Here is a 17,106-nt window from a genome sequence, read left to right as displayed (position 1 = left end):
GAAAAAATGTTACCGAAGATTTTAAAGAATTTTAACGTATTCGTAGATGGTCGAGGTTATGCAGGGAAAATTGATGAAATAACCTTGCCAAAACTTACCATAAAAACAGATGAATATAGAGCTGGTGGTATGGATATTCCAATAAATATTGATATGGGAATGGAAAAGCTTGAAGCAGATTTCACTTTTTCTGAATACGATACAGAACTCTTTAAGCTATTTGGTCTAATAAATGGGAATTCAGTTTCTTTGACACTCAGAGGTGGAATGCAAGGGAGTGGTAGTAATGATATTGAAGCAGTAATAATCAATTTAAGAGGCATTTTTAAAGAGTTTGATTTTGGTAACTGGAAACCTGCTGAAAAAGCAACGCTGAAGTGTACTGTAGCTGCTCATTACTATAAACTTACTATAGGTGGTAATGAACTGATAGAGATCGATGCTGAAAATATGATTAGAAAGATAAATGGTGTTGATCAAATGGCCTTGCTGCAAACGGTTTTAGGAATATGAAAACTTATTTGAAATTTTATTTTTTTAGAGGAAAATATGAAAACAATTACACTTAGTGAATCAATAACAGTTGATAGTATCTCTGTCTCAGAGTTATCGATGCGTGAACCTAAAGTAAGAGATTTACTTGCTATAGAACGCATAGAAGGCGAAGCTTTGAAAGAGGTAGCTTTAATTGCTAATCTAGCATCTGTGCCAAAAGAAGCAGTTGAAGATTTATGTATTAAAGATTATGTAGAAATACAAAAGGTGCTAAAAGATTTTTTGTCGCCGCTGAAACAGAGAACTTAAAGTATAATGTATTACTACTCAGTTCTATTTCAGGAAGTGGAATTGAGCAGATTACTAATATGGATGTAAATGAATTTTTATCCTGGATAGAAATAAGTAAAGGAGTGGCAAAAAAATGTCAATGCTTTCAATAAAGATCGGTGCAACATTAGATGGCAGTTTTAATAGTGCAATGAAAGGTAGTGCAGCAAAGCTTTCTAAGTTGGGTGATAGTATAAAGCAGCTTGATTCGTCAATGAAATCAGTCTCCAAATTTAAGCAATTAAATCATGATGCTCTTGAAGCCATGAAGAATTGGAAGGAAGCGGAGAAGAAAGCAAAAGAATCAGCTACAGCAATCGCTAAAGAGAAGAAGGAAAAAAAAGAACCAAGCAAAGCACTGAGAAATGAATTCGAAAAATTGAAAGCATCGGCATCAAAGGCAAAAGAGGCTTATATTAAAAAGAGAGATGCACTTCACACATTAAATGAAGAAATAAGGAAAAGTGGAAAGGATATTAAATCTTTAGTGAGGGATCAAACTAAACTTGGTTCATCTATTGAAGTACTCAAAGGGAAATACAATAAATTAGGATCTGTAATACAAAAACAGCAAAATGCTTTGGCAAAAAAAGCGCATTATAGATCACAAGTAATGGAGACTATAGGACTAGGGCTTTCACTTGCAGCGCCAATTAAAGTTGCGATTGACTTTGAGAGTGCCATGGCTGACGTTAGGAAAGTAGTAGAATTTAATGGTGATAATGAAGCTAATATATTTACTCGAAAATTGAAGAAATTATCCCGTGAAATACCATTATCGGCTGCAGAGTTAGCAAAAATAGCTGCAAGTGGTGGTCAGCTTGGTATCGACAAAGATAAGCTACTTGAATTTACCACAACAGTAGCTAAAATGGCCACAGCATTTGACATGTCTGCCGAACAAGCTGGTGATTCCATAGCTAAACTCGCTAACATTTATGGAATTGCAGTAGAGAAGATGGAAGGAGTTGGTGATGTTATAAATTACCTATCAGATAACACTGCTGCCAAAGCAAAAGATATGGTTGAAGCTCTAGCAATAGTTGGTGGTACTGCAAAACAGTTTGGTCTTGATATTAAGGAAACAAGTAGTTTAGTAAATGCCTTCATTAGTTTAGGTAAACAACCAGCAAAAGCAGCAACTGCAATAAACGCTCTACTTAGTAAACTTCAGACTGCTGAAGGACAGGGAAAAGAGTTCAGAGCAGCATTGGAATCCATAGGAATAACTGCAGAAGAGATGTCACAAAAAGTTGCTCAAAACGGTCAAGAAGCATTACTCTACTTTTTTAAAACTTTAGAGAAAATAGATAAACAGGAACGTTCGCAAATTCTTCTCAACCTCTTCGGTCAAGAATATCAAGATGATATTGCATTGATAGTTGGGAGTTTGGAAGAATATAAAAAAGCAATAGGTTTTGTGACTGATAAAGAAAAGTATAATAAATCTATGCAAAAGGAATTTAATAACCGTGCAAGTACTACAGCAAATAATTTGCAGCTACTTAAAAATACAATAGCAGAGCTAGGAATGAACTTAGGGTCAGTTATGCTACCTCCTTTAAATTGGATAAGTAAGATTTTGAGGTCAATATCTACAGTTATAGCTTGGTTCGCAGAGAAGTGTCCAATTTTAACTACAGGAGTTATGAGCATAATTTCAGCTCTTATTATTGGCAAGATTGCAGTGGTAGGTTTTGGTTATGCATTTGCATTGGCTGGAGGTGGAATATTAACTTTTAAGGCTATTTTGCAGGGAACACTTTTACCAGTATTAACTTCGTTATCAGCGCGAGTAATTCCAGCAGTAATCATGGGACTGAAAGCTTTAACGCTAACCAATCCTATAGGAGCTGCTGTTGCTGGACTATCAGTTGGTGCAGCGCTTGTAATCGCTAATTGGCAAAAGGTAAAGGACTTTTTCTCAAGTATCTGGAAATCAATTACAAAACCTATAGAAAATTGGATTGGTATAGGAAAATTGTTTAATGATAATCCAATAAAAGCATTAGAGAACCCAGTAGAAGCAAAAATAGGCAGCACAACTAGTGAAAACAATGTTTTTAGTAAAGAAAATCCTTTATTAAATAATAATGCTTTTAGTGGAATTTCGAATAGTAGAACGAATATTGAAAGTGTGATTACAGAAAAAAGTGCTATGGAAGATAATTCAGAGAAAGTTTTAAAAGACTGTGAAAAGTGTGAACAAAAAATTTTCAATCAAACTTTTACATTTAATATAAGTATAAAAGCAGAACCTAACCAAGACGTACGTAGTCTTGCCGATGCAGTGATAAAAAGAATAAGAGAAAAATCGCGAGACGTTCTATTTGATTCAATAGAACCAATTTATTAATGCTATCACTTGGTCAACATAAGCTTTCTCCAACAAGTGTAAGGTATAGTAAAGAAAATCGTTGGGGTACAATTGAGTGCATTGGTAAAATACCTTCATTACAAAATATTGGTCAAGGTGCAGAAAATGTAGACTTAGAAGGAGTAATTTATTTCCATAATCTGAATGATTTAAATCAATTAAAAAGTATGAAAGAAACTGAGAAAAATCATGAACCAAGTATCTTAGTAGACAATTTAGGGAATGTTTTGGGAAGATTTGTTATTGTGCGGTTAGAAGAAAAGCAAACGTCGTATTTTCCCTGTGGATTACCAAAAAAGGTTGAATTTAGCTTAAGTTTAAGGAGTTATGTATGACAGTACATTATATAACCCGAGAAAATGAAATGTTAGATTACATATGTTTTAAGCACTATGGATATAGCTCTGGAGCAGTAGAAATAGTATTGGAGGCTAATCCTGGTCTTGCAGAGTATGGAAGTTTTTTGCCTACAGGATTAAAGATCAAGTTACCTACAATACAAAAGCAATTAAAAAAATCGAAGTTAAAAGTGTGGGAATAAATGAAACCTGAATTTAGCATTGAAGGAATAAAAGATCATGTAATATCGGTGCATCTTACTGATGAATCTGGTACTATAGATGATGTCGCAGAGGTATGCGTTGATTATGGCAATGAAAATGTAGAAGTTCCAAATGAATTGAACATAGCACTAGGTTATAAGGAAACTGGAATCTTTCCAATGGGTATATATACAGTCAACGAAGTTACGATACAAGGTCCACCTAAGACTCTACTAATCAAAGCTCATGCAACAAATTTAAGAATATCTTTAAAAGCAAAGGTATCAAAAGAATGGCATCAAATTACCATAGAAAACTTAGTGAAAGAAATAGCTCAAAAACATGGATATGGACATAAAGTTGCTGAGGAATTTAAGAATGTATTGATACCCCATATTAATCAGGCAGATGAAAGTGATATAAGTCTGTTAACAAAGATCGCAACAGAGCGTGAAGCAATGGCAAAATTAGCTGGTGGGTATATATTGTTTATTTCAAAGAATATGGCAAAATCAGCCACAGGAAAAGCTTTAGGAACAACGACTATTAGACCTCAAGACACAATTAATTGGAAAGTGCATTTTACCGTACGTGATAAGTATAATTCAGTAGTAGCAAAATGGCACAGCTATGAAAAGGGCGAAACTATTAAAGAAACAGTTGGTAGTAGCGAGCCAAGTTATATTATGCTGGAACTTTACTCTAATGCAGAGTCAGCGCTGAGTGCAGCAAATGCCAAGTTGAAACAATTGAAGCGTAACAATGAAACTTTAGATATAACTATGCCTGGTAATCCAGAGTTATTTGCAGAAGCTAAACTTAATCTTATAGGTTTTAATCAAGCGGTAGATGGTAAATGGATAGTTAATAGAGCGGAACATACTTTAAATAGCTCGGGCTACCTTACTATGTTATCAGCATCTTTGAGTAAGTAACGTTAAGGAAAAATAAGTATATAGTCTATTCAATGTAAAGAAACTACTGAATATGAGTCAACTGAAATGTAATGAAAAGGAAAAAATACATTTTGTATGGTTTATAATATTAATGGTATGTGTTGTTATTACTTATTGCTACCAAAGATCTAAAGCTGCAGATAATTATAACAAAACATTACAAGTGGCTACTAATAATTGCAACTTAGAAATAGTAAAACTTTTAGTAAAAGACATGGCTCCAAACTTGAGTGGAACAACGTTACATTTTGCAGCAAGAAAAGGATGTTTAGACATTATCAGATTTTTAATAGAAGAGGAAAAAGTAAATATAAACGCACTTGATAGAAATGCATTTAAAAGAATAGCTTTACATCACGCTGCAGGTGAAGGACACCTAGAAGTTATTAAGTTTTTATTAGACAAAGGTGCAGACCCTACCATTAGAGACACAGATGGGAAAAACCCAAGAGATGTAGCTGTACTAAGATCAAGGCACAATAAAGATAAACCTTACAGAGAAATAATAAAGCTACTTGCAGAAGCAGAGGATCAATACGAATCAACAAAAAGTAATCACTAAAGCTATAAGTTTTCTATGATCTGTATATAAACTTCCAAAACTATTCATAATAGATTAATACTTTCACATGAAAAAGCAAAAAGTTCCAATTACAGTAATTATCACGTTATTAATCCAAACCGTAGCAATCATATGGTGGTTATCCAAGTTAGACTCAAGGGTACAATTTCACGATAAACTTATTGAATATGGTTTAATGGAAAAAGTGTTAGTACTTGAGGAAAGGGTGAAAAATCTTTCTGAGGAATTAGATGAATTCAAAGATAACTTAAAGTCTGGTGTATAATGCTTAGACTGCGATTGGCGATTTTTCCAATTTTTGACGTATTGTTCAACTAGTGGAGAATCTCCTGTTATGATCAGTAGGTTTTCAGCATTTCTTTGCTGAGCTGCATCTGAAAAGTTAAATGATCCAGTTATGACTTTTTGATTATCAATAATAATTACCTTGCTATGAGCAATAGCAGGTTTAAAGTCAATCCATATCGGGATTTTGTGCTCAAATAATTCGTTAATTACACTATGTTTTGAACTAGTTTGTGATTCATCTAGAATAACCTTAATATCAACACCACGTTCCTTAGCTTCGATTAGCGACTTTGCAATAGATTTAGAAGTAAATGAATATGCTTGAACCAATACAGACCCTTTAGCATGCTCTACGGAATCAATTATTAGATTGGTGCAATTTTCTCTAGGAGTGAAACATACAGTAGTACTTGGACAAGAAACACAACCTGATAAAAGAGAACAAGTTAATAAAATCAATAAATATCTAAACATGACTAAATATATCCTTTCAGTAGATGGCGGAGGCATAAGAGGCATCATACCAGCCATTATACTAGCAGAAATAGAAAAGAGGGCAAGGAAACCGATAGCTGAAATCTTTGATTTAGTGGCAGGAACCTCAACCGGTGGAATTGTTGTAGCGGGATTATGTAGAAAAGATGAACGAGGAAATCCCCAATATTCAGCCAATGATTTAGTTGAGCTTTACCAAGAGTACGGAGCATATATTTTTAAGTCTTCATTTTTTAGGAGATCAATATTATCTTGGTTTAACTGCGCACAATACCCACATAAAAATATTGAATCTGTACTGGATAAATATTTTGGAGAGGATATTCTAAAAAACACATTAAGTAAGGTACTGATAACAAGTTATGATATTCACAATAATCGTCCATTTTTCTTTAAAAGCTGGAAAGAAGGTAATATTAAGCTGAAAGATGCACTCAGAGCTGCAACGGCTGCACCTACTTATTTCATGCCAAAACATCTCAAAATTAACCAGATAAAAAGAGTATTAGTGGATGGTGGGGTGTTTGCCAATAATCCAGCGGCTTGTGCATATGCAAGTGGTAAGAGGTTATTTCCAAATGATGATATTCTACTGTTATCAATAGGTACTGGAAGAAGAGATAGAAGCATAGCTAATTCAAGGAGATTTGGAAAAATAAGCTGGATAAAACCACTACTACATGTGATGTTTGCCTCAAGTTTAGATGCAGTAAACTATCAACTTAATCAAGTTATAGCTGATAAATATATACGTATACAATCGCAACTAAAAATAGCATCACCTGACATGGATAATATTACATCAAAAAATATCAAATCTCTTCAGCAAGAAGCAAATGCAATGATAGAGGAAAATCAAAAAGTAGTCGATAAATTCTGTGATGTTTTATCTTGATACGTAGAAATGCCAAAAAAATTCTGCAGAGCTAAATAAGGGTTTAGAATAGATAATATATTAACCATTTTTACTTATATCTTAAACACAATTCAATTTTCACACTCATCGGCAGTTAGGCCACTTGCTCGCACAATAATATCAATAGCAACACCTTCCTTTGCTAGATTTTTTGCAACCTTGATCCTTTCTGTTTTTTTAACTTTTTCCTTGCCACTTTTCATATCTTCAGATAGAGATTTGACTAATGATTCTTGTTCTCCGTACTCATCCATTAAACTCAATAGCTTTTTGCTTTCTCTTGTTTTAGGTAGCAGAACTTTAATATTCACTGATAATGCATCTGATATTTCATATAATTTATCAAATGTTATAGCAGTATACCCTCTTTCATAGTCGTGTATTTCCTTGAGTGTTAAACCAACTTTATCCGCCAAATCTTTTTGAGTGTATCTCCTTATCAATCTCCATTCTCTTATTCTTTGCCCTACTCTGTAGTATATAGAATCAGTGCAGACTTCTTTCTCTGTATTATCATACTCGTAAATAGATAAGCCGGTTGCTTGGGAAATTATGTCAACTGAAACTCCTTCTTTAACTAGATTTTTTGCTACTTCTAATCTTGCCTCCTCTTGATTGATTTTCTCGCTAATATGAACAAACCTGATTAATGAAGGTACTATTTTGCCTAACTTTTGATTCTCGTATATTTTCGTTAGATAGAGTATTTCCTCGTCTTCATAGCTGTCTTCCCTTACTATTACTGGTTCAGGTAATAAATCTACAACGTCAACTGATAATACTCTTGCTATTATATATAGTACTTCAATTGGAATAGGAATATACCCATCTTCATAGCTGTTTATTTCTTGGTATGTTAAACCTATTTGACTTGCTAATCCTATTTGAGTATGCCCTCGCATTAACCTACAATTTTCTATTCTTTGCCCTATTCCGTAACTAACATTGCTTGCAGAAACAAACATTTATCCTCCATTTAAGAAAAAAACTTTATTGCTATAATTTTTTTACGAGCTATCCATCTAAAACCATATCAATAGATAAACCTACCGCTTGCAAAATAGTATCAATAGAAATTCCCCCTTTTACTAGATCCTTTGCAACTTTAATCCTTTCTATCTCTCTCACTTTCCCCTCACAAATACGTATCCCTTCAAACAAAGATTTTATTAGTGCATGACGTAGTTCTTGGCTCTCAATTTCTTTGTATTCTTTAATCAAATTCGGTAGCTCATTTTCCACTTTACTACCTTCATCTTCCTCTGTTAGTAGATCTGTAATACTAATCGATAATGTTTCTGCTATCTCATATAATTTTCCCAGTGGAGTAGCTACGCGTCCTTGTTCATAGTTGCTTATTTCGTCACGTGTTGTACTCATTTTCTCCGCTAAATCCTTTTGAGTATACTCTCTCACTAGTCTCCATTCCTTTATCTTTTTGCCTATTTGGTAGTAGATAGAACCAACTTTTTCTTCAACACATTCATCAGCAGAGAGACCAATTGTTTTCGAAACAACGTCAACAGAAACTCCTGCTTTAACCAGACTCTTTGCAATTTTTATTTTTTCCGATTTTCTACTACTTTTCTCACTAACTTGGACAAATTTGGTTAGCAAACAAAACATCTTACGTAACTCCTGATCGTTAATCTTTTTATATTCTCTTACTAGATTTAATATTTCTTCTTCATCTTCAAGACAGCTTTTTGATACAGGAATAAGATCCGTAATACTGATTGATAGTGCCTCAGTTATAGAATACAACCTTTCAATTGGAACTCTACGATTCCCTTTCTCATATTGCAATATCACCCAGTATTTTACACAAATTTTCTCTGCTAAATCTTTCTGAGTGTACCCTCGCTCTAACCTCCAGCTTTTTAATTTTTCTCCCACTTTATAATCTAGACTTTTTTCCACAAAAAGAACCTTGCATATAATATTTTCTATTATAGCTCAAAGGCTCCAGATATAATAGCCAGACTCTGGAACCTTTAAATTAAAGTGCCCTACAAGTTTCTTTACTATTTTCACGTACTTTGTCTGCCCATGAAAACAATTTTTCACTTGGGCTATCAACCTCCTTCATAAGCTGCTTGCTATTCCATATGCCACACCTCATAAAACTTCCCTTTTCTACTGCTTCTTTAAGTTTTACTCCAGCAAAAAGACAATTTTTTCCTATTTCTTCTCCTCTTTGTTGTAGTTCAGCCCACATTTCCTTGTTTTCTACTCTGACTTGTACTTGATCATATTTTTTTACATCGTGGTACAATATAATATTTAGCTTACCAATGCTTGTAGGAAATTCTAACATGATAGAGCTGCCATCTGAAATATCGGTATAGTTTCTTATACCTCCCTTCTCACTTTTAACTTCAACTGCATCATTACCAATTTTTAAGATATTACTTCCTAACTTTCTGTTTGCTTCCAGTATTTTGGCTACCTCTACCTTACTATTCCCAGAAAATTCTATATACGATGTTGTATTATCTATCTCAACATCTATTAATTCTCCTTCTTGCACAGCATTTTCGCCAGCTTCCTCTAGCTCTTCTAGTTGCTTATCTATCTGTGGCTGAACTTCTGGCTGTAGCTCATTATAGATTTCACCTATCAGTTTATTCTGCAGTAGAGTATCATGAAACTCTGCACCACTTAGCATTAATTTACGTATTAGCTTTTTACGATCAGCCTTATCAAATTTATGAAAATGTGTGCCCAGTATCACATATTCCGCGAAGCTCCATTCTCCATCATTACATGCATTTAGCCTTGCTCCAGAAGCTAGTACTTTGTCTATAACTTTGTGCAATTCATTTACGTTTTTTGCCTCTACTATAGAACTCTTAAACCAGCTCAGCTTCTCTGTATTTGGCTTTATTTTTTGCAAAGCTGAGGCAAATGGATTTTTATCTTCTTGATCACTTACAGGTTTTGTGCCATATATATAATCAAGTCCTTTTCCATAGTTGATTTTGTTTTCACGAACGTTTCTGCTAGGGAAAGGCATTGTATCTTCCAGTTTTATCTCCTTCTGGCTATTAATTTTACTCACAAATTTAGACTGCTCTATATCAACGCTCTCAAGAGCACCAAATATTTTCTTGTGATTAACATTAGTCTTTTTATTCTGATCTTTACTAGTCATATAAACCTCATATTAAAAATACTTTTTAAGTGTACAATAAACTTTGTTATTATACATTATATTACTCATTATAAATTAATATGAGTAGATTTGCAAATACTTTCTGCTATAACAATCCGTTTTCTCTAAAGCTAAAATAACCCCCACTTGTAATGATAATATGATCAAATAATCTAACGCTTACAGTACTACATGCTGCTGCTAAGCTCTTTGTTACTTCTTGATCTTCTTCTGAAGGTTCTAAACTTCCCCCAGGGTGGTTGTGTGACATTATTACTAATGTTGCATTCTTTATTAATGCTTTTCTTGTAATTTCCTTTATGTATACTGGTGCTTTTTCCATTTCACCAATATAGGATTCTTCTCCAATTAGTTGACGCCTTTTATTCAAGTACAGTATTTTTACACATTCCCTTTCTGAGTGGCCTATACTTACGTTTAAGTACTCTACTAGCCCTTGTAAGTCCATTATTGGCTCACTTTTGAGCTTTTCTCTCAGTACCCTTTCTAGTGTTTCCTTAACACACATAATCATTGCTACTGCAGAATCAGTTACTCCTTCTATAACTTTCAGGTTATCCATTTCTCTACCTAAAATCCTTCCTACTCCTGCATAAGTATTCACCAGATTTTTAGCAATTTCTTGAGCTTGCGGCCTTTCATGTACTGCACTTAAAAATGTTTCCATTATTTCACGATCAAGTAGTGCTTTGCCTTTGCTTTCTAATATTCTGAATTCTATTTCTTCTTTATTCTTATTATTATTCATATAATTTACCCTTCACTAACAACAAACTTTTTTTTAATATTTACTGCTTTATCAGCATTGGCATAGAGCCATAGCTTCCGAGTGAAGTCAAATCAATTTTTCAATCTTTTTTACTTATTTTTTCATCAAAAAGTAAAGATATTAATAGATACTGATTTTTTATTTTAAATTTGTTGAATTTCGTCTAAAGAGATGCCTACTGTTTTTAAAATAATATTGATAGAAATTCCTTCCTTAACTAAATCCTTTACAATTTTCATCTTTTCTGCTCTTTTCACTTTCTCTTCGCAAATTTGTATGCTTTCAAACAGAGATTTCATTAGTGCATAACGTAGTTCTTGGCTTTCAATTTTTTTGTATTCTTCAATTAAATTAGGTACCACTTTATCATCTGCATCCTCTGTTAGTTCAAGTAGGTCCATGATATTAATCGATAACGCCTTTGCTATCTCATATAATCTTCCCAGTGGAACAGCAGTTCTTCCTTGTTCATAGTTGCTTATTTCATCACGTGTTGTACTCATTTTCTTTGCTAAATCCTTCTGAGTATATTCCCGCACTAGTCTCCATTCTTTTATCTTCTTTCCTATTTTGCAGTATATAGAACCTATTTTTTCTTCAACACATTCATCAGCAGAGAGGCCAATTGCTTGTGAAACAATATCAACAGAAATCCCTGCTTTAACCAGGCCCTTTGCAATTTTTACTTTCTCTGCTTTTTTACTACTTTTCTCACCAACTCGGGTAAATTTTGTTAGCAAGTAAAACACCTTCCGCAACTCTTGATCATTAATCGTTTTATATTTTCTTACTAGATTTAATATTTCCTCTCCCTTATCTTCAAAACAGATTTTTTCATTTGATACAGGAATAAGATCCGTAATATTAATTGATAATACCTTTGCTATAGCGCACAACTTTTCAATCGAAATTTTTCGTGTTCCTTTTTCATATTGTAGTACTATTTGATACGTTACACTGATTTTTTTTGCTAAATCTTTTTGAGTATACCCCTTTGCTATCCTACAACTTCTTACTTTCTGTCCTACTACTTTATAATATAAAAAATTAGAGTAATTATTCTCTTTTTTCACATTTTATACTCCATAACCAGAAGAGCTGTTACGTATGCTTAATTGAGAACCTTTTTGACAAACTGAACTCATCTCCTTTCAAACAATTTTTCTATATCACTTAGTTTCATTTCTATATAAGTTGGTCTTTCATGACCAGAATATGGAGTTTTCTCAATTTGTCTTAGTATCTCATTCATCTCTTCCAATTTCATTTTTCTTCCTGCTCCATGGCAAGCGATTGTGGCTGATATTTTATTCACCTTATCCTCTATTGGCAACGTATCTTCCATTTCCGTTAACTTATCTACTATATCAACTAGCATCTCTTTTATATCTATTGTTCCTAAGATTGCAGGTATTTCTTTCACCCTTACTTTATCTTCTGATTCTATTTCAATACCAAAACCCATTTCAAAAAGCTCATCTTTATAAGTTTCAATCATCCCCATTCCAGCTTGGTTTTTGATTTTAACTGTTTCAGGAAGAAGAAGTTTCTGTCTTTTTATGCTTGATTTTTGCTTTAAGCACTCGTATATCAATCTTTCATGAGCTGCGTGCTGATCTACTATAATTAATTTGCCTTTAGCCTCAGCAATAATGTAAGTACTGTGGACCTGACAGCGTGCATATCCTAGAGGGTGATCCTCTATCAAATCAATTTGCTCCCTTTCTAGAACCATCGCTCCCTTTTGGGGTGGAGATTCTCCATACTTAAACGTTTCTGGTAAGCTTTGCCTTCTTTCATCTGGTGCATTGAATTCTTTCATTAGACGATTTTCTAAAAGACTTGGTCTCTTTTCATAAAACTCTTTTTGATTCTTTTTCTCTTTACTATCAACCTGCTCTTGGCTTTTACTATCATTAAAAATTAGCTCCTCTTCAATACCTTGACCACTTGCTGCAAACCTCGTTGATAATGCTTTTATTATCCCTCTTCTCACTATTTCATATATTAGCCTTTTATTCTGAAATCTTACTTCCGATTTATTTGGATGCACATTTACATCTACTTGATCGTATGGTATCTCTAAGTGCAGCACTGCAAAAGGATACCTCCCACTTAGAATAAAATCTTGATACGCATATCTAATTGCACCAATAAGTAGATTATCTTTTATTGGCCTTCCATTAACAAACGTATAGATCTGAGTTGAATTGCCACGACTAATAGTTGGTTTACAGATGTGTCCCGTAAGTTTGATGCCATCTTCTTCCTCTTTAACTTCCAGCGAATTGCTCTGAAATTCTTCTTCTGTTTCACATAATCTGTTAAATAATGAAGTTTGCTTAACATATTTTAAGAGCTTTTTATTACCGGAAGTGAGAGTAAACCCAATACTATAGTTAATCATTGCTAAGTTATTTACAATGTCAACAATGCTTTGTGTTTCTGCCCTCTCGGTTTTTAGAAATTTTAATCTATTTGGAGTGGCAAAAAATAAGTCACGAACTTCAATATATGTACCCTGTAGCAAAGAACAAGGTGTAATCTCTCTTATTTTTTCTCCTCCCTCATACCTTATAGACCATGCTTCCTTTGCTCTACTTGCCTTAGACGATAATTTCATTCTGCTTACTGCTGCAATTGAAGGTAAAGCTTCTCCTCTAAACCCAAGGTGCTTGATCTCTATTAACTCACTATCGCTTAATTTTGAAGTAGCGTAGCGCATAAACGCAAGTTCCAAATCTTCCTTTTCTATTCCATTTCCATTATCTGTCACAGTTATAAGATTACGCCCACCACTTTCTATTTTGATCTCTATCTCTGAACTTCCAGCATCTATTGCATTTTCAACTAATTCCTTTACTACACTTGCTGGCCTCTCTATTACCTCTCCCGCTGCTATACGATTTATAGTTTTTGTGTCTAAAAGAATTATTGCCATAATACTCCACCCAATCTATGAAACTTAGAGTTCCCTCTATTTTTTGGTGATTTCTTGACCTCACAATCTCTATATTTTAGCTTTTTAGATTCCTTTCTAGCAAGTCTATCTGCCTCCTCATTGTACATATTACCGTTGTGAGCTCTAACCCACTTCCAATTAATATCATGCTGCAAAGCAACTTCTTCTAGTTCCTGCCATAATTCCCTGTTCTTCACTGGCTTTTTATCGGTTGTCTTCCAACCATTTACCTTCCATTTATTGATCCACTCTGTTATACCTTGCTTAATATAACGACTATCAGTGTGTAAAATAACTTTGCAAGAAACTTTCAACATCTTTAGCCCATTAATCACAGCCTTTAATTCCATTTTGTTATTCGTTGTGTTTTCTTCACCTCCAGAGATGCGTTTTTTGATAAAGACACTTTTATTTTCATACATCACCACGGCTGCCCATCCACCAGGCCCCGGATTTCCAGAACATGCTCCATCTGTATATATTATAACCTTCTTTTTGTCCATATTGACAGGATATAGATTTAACATAAATTTGCTACTGAAATGTTGACATTAAGTTTCAAGATCTTTATCATGTAAAGGTGTGGGAGGCTAATGAACCTGTCCTCACGATGTTAGGTAAATCGTAATTGAGCTTTTAGGCTCGTATTTTTATTAGGAGGTTAGTCTCTCATACCCAAAATAATTGTTTTTAAAGCTCTTTATAGCTCATGAATTCATTTGCTGGGGTTTATAGAGGGAGTTGTAAAAGATGATAAAATATAACATTAAGGTGCGTAATAGCATTCTAGGGTCATTTATGAAGGTAGTTTTTGCCGACTCTTGAAATTTAGCTAACCTTAATAGGCTTTAGCACAAAAACGTTGAATATTTCTTCACAATTGTGTATAATTATTAATGCTTTTTAGGTTAATTCGTCATGGCTCTTTCGAAGTTTCTTGATGCTCGCAATGATTATGCCTTCAAAAGAATATTTGGCACTGAGAAAAACAAAGATATTCTCATTCATTTCTTGAACGATATTTTAGGCTTTACTGGTTTAGCTGCTATTCACGATGTTGAATTCTTAGCTACCATTTTGGATCCTGAAATTGCCGCTAAAAAGCAGAGTATTGTTGATGTTCTTTGTAGAGATGAAAATGGGCTGCAAGTCATAGTCGAAATGGTGCGACCTGAAAGTCTTCGGTCATATTGTTTAAAAGGAGAGGAATTCATTCAGAAAGAAACTGAAAGGATTCTAAAACTTATTAAACCAGATGTTTTGCCATCTGAGTCTACGCATCAGTGCGAATCGGGCAACCGGTTGGTGCCAAGCGATGCGGACAATGAACCTCCTCTTGAAAAAGAAGATGCTCAATCGTGAGAGGGGCATAAACTGCAAGCATCATGTGGTTGGAGGGCTAGGCTTAGTGGTATGGTGAACGTAAGTGAAGCTTTATAAGTACCGATACGATGAAAGAGCTAAAGATGCTGATAAGCTCTGACCAAAAGGTAATGTGGATAAGTTACATTTTTCATTTCTAGATGTACGCAAATAATAACTCCACCGGTATAGAGAAGCCACCTAACCCACTGTTGTATGATAGAAGGAACAGGGTAAGCCTGTATTTTCGCCTACATGGCAAGCAAACCGCAAGGAATGCTGATGGAAGTGCAGGTAAAGGAGAATGGAGAAAGCGAATGCCATTTTGTAACGAAATGGATAGAATTTGTAACATTAATTCTCGTGAAAACGAGCAGACTTCCATTTGGTCCCTCGTGACAAGAAACTTTGTTAACCACTTAAGGTAGGAAAGCAGATGATTACAAGTAAACCTGTAAGTGCATCTACCGAAAGCTTTGAAGCATGGAAGCAATTGCCATGGAAGAAATGCCAGAAAGTTATTGTGAGGCTACAAAGACGTATTGTTAAGGCTGTCCAAGAAGGAAGATGGGGTAAGGTAAAAGCTTTACAACATCTTCTCACACGCTCTTTTAGCGGAAAAGCTTTGGCTGTTAAGAGAGTAACTGAAAACCAAGGAAAAACCACAGCAGGTGTAGATCGTCAACTATGGTCAACTTGCAATGCTAAATTTCAAGGAATAAAGCTTTTAAAACAAAGAGGATATAAACCTTCTCCGCTCAAACGAATTTATATCAGTAAATCTAATGGCAAAAGAAGGCCTCTTGGTATACCCACGATAAAAGATAGAGCGATGCAAGCATTGTATCTGCTCGCGTTGGAACCGGTAGCTGAAACAATCAGTGATCGTCACTCTTACGGCTTTAGACCTAAAAGATCCTGCGCAGACGCTACTGTGGCTTGCCACTTATTACTGGCAAGTCGTAATCAACTACAATGGATACTCGAAGGTGATATCAAAGGTTGTTTTGATAACATTAACCATGAATGGCTCATGAAGCATATTCCTATGGAGAAGAAAATTCTTCATAGATGGTTAAAAGCTGGTTTCCTAGAATCGAAAACTCTGTATCCCACAACTGCTGGCACTCCGCAAGGAAGTATAATTTCTCCAATACTAGCTAACTTTACCTTAGATGGTCTTGAACAGTTATTAGAAAGTCGCTTTGGTAAATTAGGTAGCAAAAGAAGAGGAAAAATCAGAAGTGGAGTGAATGTAATCAGGTACGCAGACGACTTTATTATTTCAGGTTTCACACATGAAGTACTGGAAAATGAAGTTAAGCCTTTAATATCATCTTTTCTTCATGAGCGAGGTTTAATTCTGTCAGAAGAGAAGACAAAGATTACATCTATCACAACAGGGTTTGACTTTCTTGGTTGTAATGTACGTAGATATAATAAGAAGTTAATTATTAAACCTTCGAAAGAAAGTATTAAAAGACTTCTGAATAAAGCACGTACATTGATAAAAGCAAATATAGCGAACACTCAGGCTATAGTAATTAAGTCACTCAATTCTCTACTGAGAGGATGGGGAAATTACTATCACCATGTGTGTGCTAAAAAAGCGTTTAGAAAGATCGACAATGAAATTTGGCATAGTTTATGGAAATGGGCAAAGAAAAGACATCCTCGTAAAGGATTACGTTGGATAAAGAATCGTTACTTCAAAGTAATGGGTCAACGACAATGGGTCTTTGCTGCACCCATATGCAAGAACAAACCAAAAGAGATACGGTATTTAAGACTGCTTAAGCTGATTGATATACTTATCAGACGACATGTTAAAATCAGAGCGGATGCAAATCCCCTTG

Annotated in this window: 17 protein-coding genes and 3 pseudogenes; 12 read left to right on the top strand and 8 right to left on the bottom strand. The window is 34.5% G+C overall.

Translation table 11 applies throughout. The annotated features are described in order from the left end of the window. Nucleotides 1-6: 6 nt before the first annotated feature. The 8 genes from ACFZP3_RS04090 (at nucleotide 7) to ACFZP3_RS04055 (ending at nucleotide 5,548) form a co-directional block, all read left to right on the top strand. A complete protein-coding gene (locus tag ACFZP3_RS04090; protein ID WP_386086904.1) occupies nucleotides 7-513 on the top strand; it encodes a phage major tail tube protein in 507 nt (168 codons plus the stop codon). Nucleotides 514-549: 36 nt separating this feature from the next. Further along, nucleotides 550-804 (top strand): phage tail assembly protein, encoded by a 255-nt coding sequence (locus ACFZP3_RS04085; RefSeq protein ID WP_386086903.1) that lies wholly within the window; start codon nucleotides 550-552, stop codon nucleotides 802-804. Between the two features lie 115 nt (nucleotides 805-919). Then, nucleotides 920-3,181: a phage tail tape measure protein gene (locus ACFZP3_RS04080; RefSeq protein ID WP_386086902.1), complete on the top strand. Its 2,262-nt coding sequence runs from the start codon at nucleotides 920-922 to the stop codon at nucleotides 3,179-3,181. Beyond that, nucleotides 3,181-3,537, top strand: coding sequence for a phage tail protein (locus tag ACFZP3_RS04075; RefSeq protein WP_386086901.1), 357 nt, complete (start codon nucleotides 3,181-3,183; stop codon nucleotides 3,535-3,537). The genes ACFZP3_RS04080 and ACFZP3_RS04075 overlap by 1 nt, the downstream gene beginning before the upstream one ends. Next, nucleotides 3,534-3,743: a tail protein X gene (locus tag ACFZP3_RS04070; protein ID WP_264723594.1), complete on the top strand. Its 210-nt coding sequence runs from the start codon at nucleotides 3,534-3,536 to the stop codon at nucleotides 3,741-3,743. Before ACFZP3_RS04075 ends, ACFZP3_RS04070 begins: the two co-directional genes overlap by 4 nt. Continuing rightward, entirely contained in the window at nucleotides 3,744-4,679 is a 936-nt protein-coding gene (locus ACFZP3_RS04065) for a phage late control D family protein (RefSeq protein ID WP_386086900.1), read from the top strand. It begins immediately after the preceding gene. A gap of 52 nt (nucleotides 4,680-4,731) precedes the next feature. Further along, nucleotides 4,732-5,262, top strand: coding sequence for an ankyrin repeat domain-containing protein (locus ACFZP3_RS04060; RefSeq protein ID WP_386086899.1), 531 nt, complete (start codon nucleotides 4,732-4,734; stop codon nucleotides 5,260-5,262). Nucleotides 5,263-5,329: 67 nt separating this feature from the next. Continuing rightward, complete coding sequence (locus ACFZP3_RS04055) at nucleotides 5,330-5,548, top strand: hypothetical protein (RefSeq protein ID WP_386086898.1); 219 nt, start codon at nucleotides 5,330-5,332, stop codon at nucleotides 5,546-5,548. On the opposite strand, the pseudogene ACFZP3_RS04050 reads toward ACFZP3_RS04055, so the two are convergent. Then, a pseudogene (locus ACFZP3_RS04050) lies at nucleotides 5,539-6,045 on the bottom strand (phospholipase D family protein); the annotation flags it as partial. The gene ACFZP3_RS04055 and the pseudogene ACFZP3_RS04050 overlap by 10 nt on opposite strands. Between ACFZP3_RS04050 and ACFZP3_RS04045 the strand changes: the two are divergent. Further along, on the top strand, nucleotides 6,044-6,961 hold the full coding sequence (locus ACFZP3_RS04045) for a patatin-like phospholipase family protein (RefSeq protein WP_386086897.1): 918 nt from the start codon (nucleotides 6,044-6,046) through the stop codon (nucleotides 6,959-6,961). The pseudogene ACFZP3_RS04050 and the gene ACFZP3_RS04045 overlap by 2 nt on opposite strands. 92 nt (nucleotides 6,962-7,053) lie before the next feature. On the opposite strand, the gene ACFZP3_RS04040 is transcribed toward ACFZP3_RS04045, so the two are convergent. The 7 genes from ACFZP3_RS04040 to rnhA form a co-directional block, all read right to left on the bottom strand. Then, the gene (locus tag ACFZP3_RS04040) at nucleotides 7,054-7,947 is read right to left on the bottom strand and encodes a helix-turn-helix domain-containing protein (protein WP_386086896.1); all 894 of its coding nucleotides are present in this window, start codon (nucleotides 7,945-7,947) and stop codon (nucleotides 7,054-7,056) included. Nucleotides 7,948-7,996: 49 nt separating this feature from the next. After that, nucleotides 7,997-8,902, bottom strand: coding sequence for a helix-turn-helix domain-containing protein (locus ACFZP3_RS04035; RefSeq protein WP_386086895.1), 906 nt, complete (start codon nucleotides 8,900-8,902; stop codon nucleotides 7,997-7,999). A gap of 79 nt (nucleotides 8,903-8,981) precedes the next feature. Further along, nucleotides 8,982-10,136 (bottom strand): hypothetical protein, encoded by a 1,155-nt coding sequence (locus tag ACFZP3_RS04030; protein WP_253309529.1) that lies wholly within the window; start codon nucleotides 10,134-10,136, stop codon nucleotides 8,982-8,984. A gap of 106 nt (nucleotides 10,137-10,242) precedes the next feature. After that, entirely contained in the window at nucleotides 10,243-10,905 is a 663-nt protein-coding gene (locus tag ACFZP3_RS04025; RefSeq protein WP_386086894.1) for a RadC family protein, read from the bottom strand. A 164-nt stretch (nucleotides 10,906-11,069) separates the two neighbouring features. Beyond that, complete coding sequence (locus ACFZP3_RS04020; RefSeq protein ID WP_386086893.1) at nucleotides 11,070-11,999, bottom strand: helix-turn-helix domain-containing protein; 930 nt, start codon at nucleotides 11,997-11,999, stop codon at nucleotides 11,070-11,072. Nucleotides 12,000-12,067: 68 nt separating this feature from the next. Then, complete coding sequence (gene mutL / locus ACFZP3_RS04015) at nucleotides 12,068-13,867, bottom strand: DNA mismatch repair endonuclease MutL (RefSeq protein WP_386086892.1); 1,800 nt, start codon at nucleotides 13,865-13,867, stop codon at nucleotides 12,068-12,070. Continuing rightward, nucleotides 13,858-14,391 carry a ribonuclease HI gene (gene rnhA / locus ACFZP3_RS04010; RefSeq protein ID WP_386087113.1) on the bottom strand — a complete coding sequence of 178 codons (534 nt, stop codon included), beginning with the start codon at nucleotides 14,389-14,391 and terminating at the stop codon, nucleotides 13,858-13,860. The genes mutL and rnhA overlap by 10 nt, the downstream gene beginning before the upstream one ends. Before the next feature lie 415 nt (nucleotides 14,392-14,806). Between rnhA and ACFZP3_RS04005 the strand changes: the two are divergent. The 3 genes and pseudogenes from ACFZP3_RS04005 to ltrA all read left to right on the top strand — a co-directional run. Beyond that, nucleotides 14,807-15,052, top strand: a pseudogene (locus ACFZP3_RS04005) (PD-(D/E)XK nuclease family transposase); the annotation flags it as partial. 359 nt (nucleotides 15,053-15,411) lie between these two features. Next, complete coding sequence (locus ACFZP3_RS04000; protein WP_386086891.1) at nucleotides 15,412-15,678, top strand: hypothetical protein; 267 nt, start codon at nucleotides 15,412-15,414, stop codon at nucleotides 15,676-15,678. 8 nt (nucleotides 15,679-15,686) lie between these two features. Beyond that, nucleotides 15,687-16,949 (top strand): annotated as a pseudogene (ltrA, locus tag ACFZP3_RS03995) (group II intron reverse transcriptase/maturase); the annotation flags it as partial. Nucleotides 16,950-17,106: the final 157 nt, after the last annotated feature.

This window comes from Wolbachia endosymbiont (group A) of Norellia spinipes, from assembly GCF_964273535.1.
This window is presented reverse-complemented; position numbering and strand designations above follow the sequence as displayed.

Coding starts and splice junctions, on each gene's coding strand:
- ACFZP3_RS04090 (WP_386086904.1), top strand. CDS start 7: ATGTTACCGAAGATTTTAAAGAATTTTAACGTATTCGTAGATGGTCGA.
- ACFZP3_RS04085 (WP_386086903.1), top strand. CDS start 550: ATGAAAACAATTACACTTAGTGAATCAATAACAGTTGATAGTATCTCT.
- ACFZP3_RS04080 (WP_386086902.1), top strand. CDS start 920: ATGTCAATGCTTTCAATAAAGATCGGTGCAACATTAGATGGCAGTTTT.
- ACFZP3_RS04075 (WP_386086901.1), top strand. CDS start 3,181: ATGCTATCACTTGGTCAACATAAGCTTTCTCCAACAAGTGTAAGGTAT.
- ACFZP3_RS04070 (WP_264723594.1), top strand. CDS start 3,534: ATGACAGTACATTATATAACCCGAGAAAATGAAATGTTAGATTACATA.
- ACFZP3_RS04065 (WP_386086900.1), top strand. CDS start 3,744: ATGAAACCTGAATTTAGCATTGAAGGAATAAAAGATCATGTAATATCG.
- ACFZP3_RS04060 (WP_386086899.1), top strand. CDS start 4,732: ATGAGTCAACTGAAATGTAATGAAAAGGAAAAAATACATTTTGTATGG.
- ACFZP3_RS04055 (WP_386086898.1), top strand. CDS start 5,330: ATGAAAAAGCAAAAAGTTCCAATTACAGTAATTATCACGTTATTAATC.
- ACFZP3_RS04045 (WP_386086897.1), top strand. CDS start 6,044: ATGACTAAATATATCCTTTCAGTAGATGGCGGAGGCATAAGAGGCATC.
- ACFZP3_RS04040 (WP_386086896.1), bottom strand. CDS start 7,947: ATGTTTGTTTCTGCAAGCAATGTTAGTTACGGAATAGGGCAAAGAATA.
- ACFZP3_RS04030 (WP_253309529.1), bottom strand. CDS start 10,136: ATGACTAGTAAAGATCAGAATAAAAAGACTAATGTTAATCACAAGAAA.
- ACFZP3_RS04025 (WP_386086894.1), bottom strand. CDS start 10,905: ATGAATAATAATAAGAATAAAGAAGAAATAGAATTCAGAATATTAGAA.
- mutL (WP_386086892.1), bottom strand. CDS start 13,867: ATGGCAATAATTCTTTTAGACACAAAAACTATAAATCGTATAGCAGCG.
- rnhA (WP_386087113.1), bottom strand. CDS start 14,391: ATGGACAAAAAGAAGGTTATAATATATACAGATGGAGCATGTTCTGGA.
- ACFZP3_RS04000 (WP_386086891.1), top strand. CDS start 15,412: ATGTACGCAAATAATAACTCCACCGGTATAGAGAAGCCACCTAACCCA.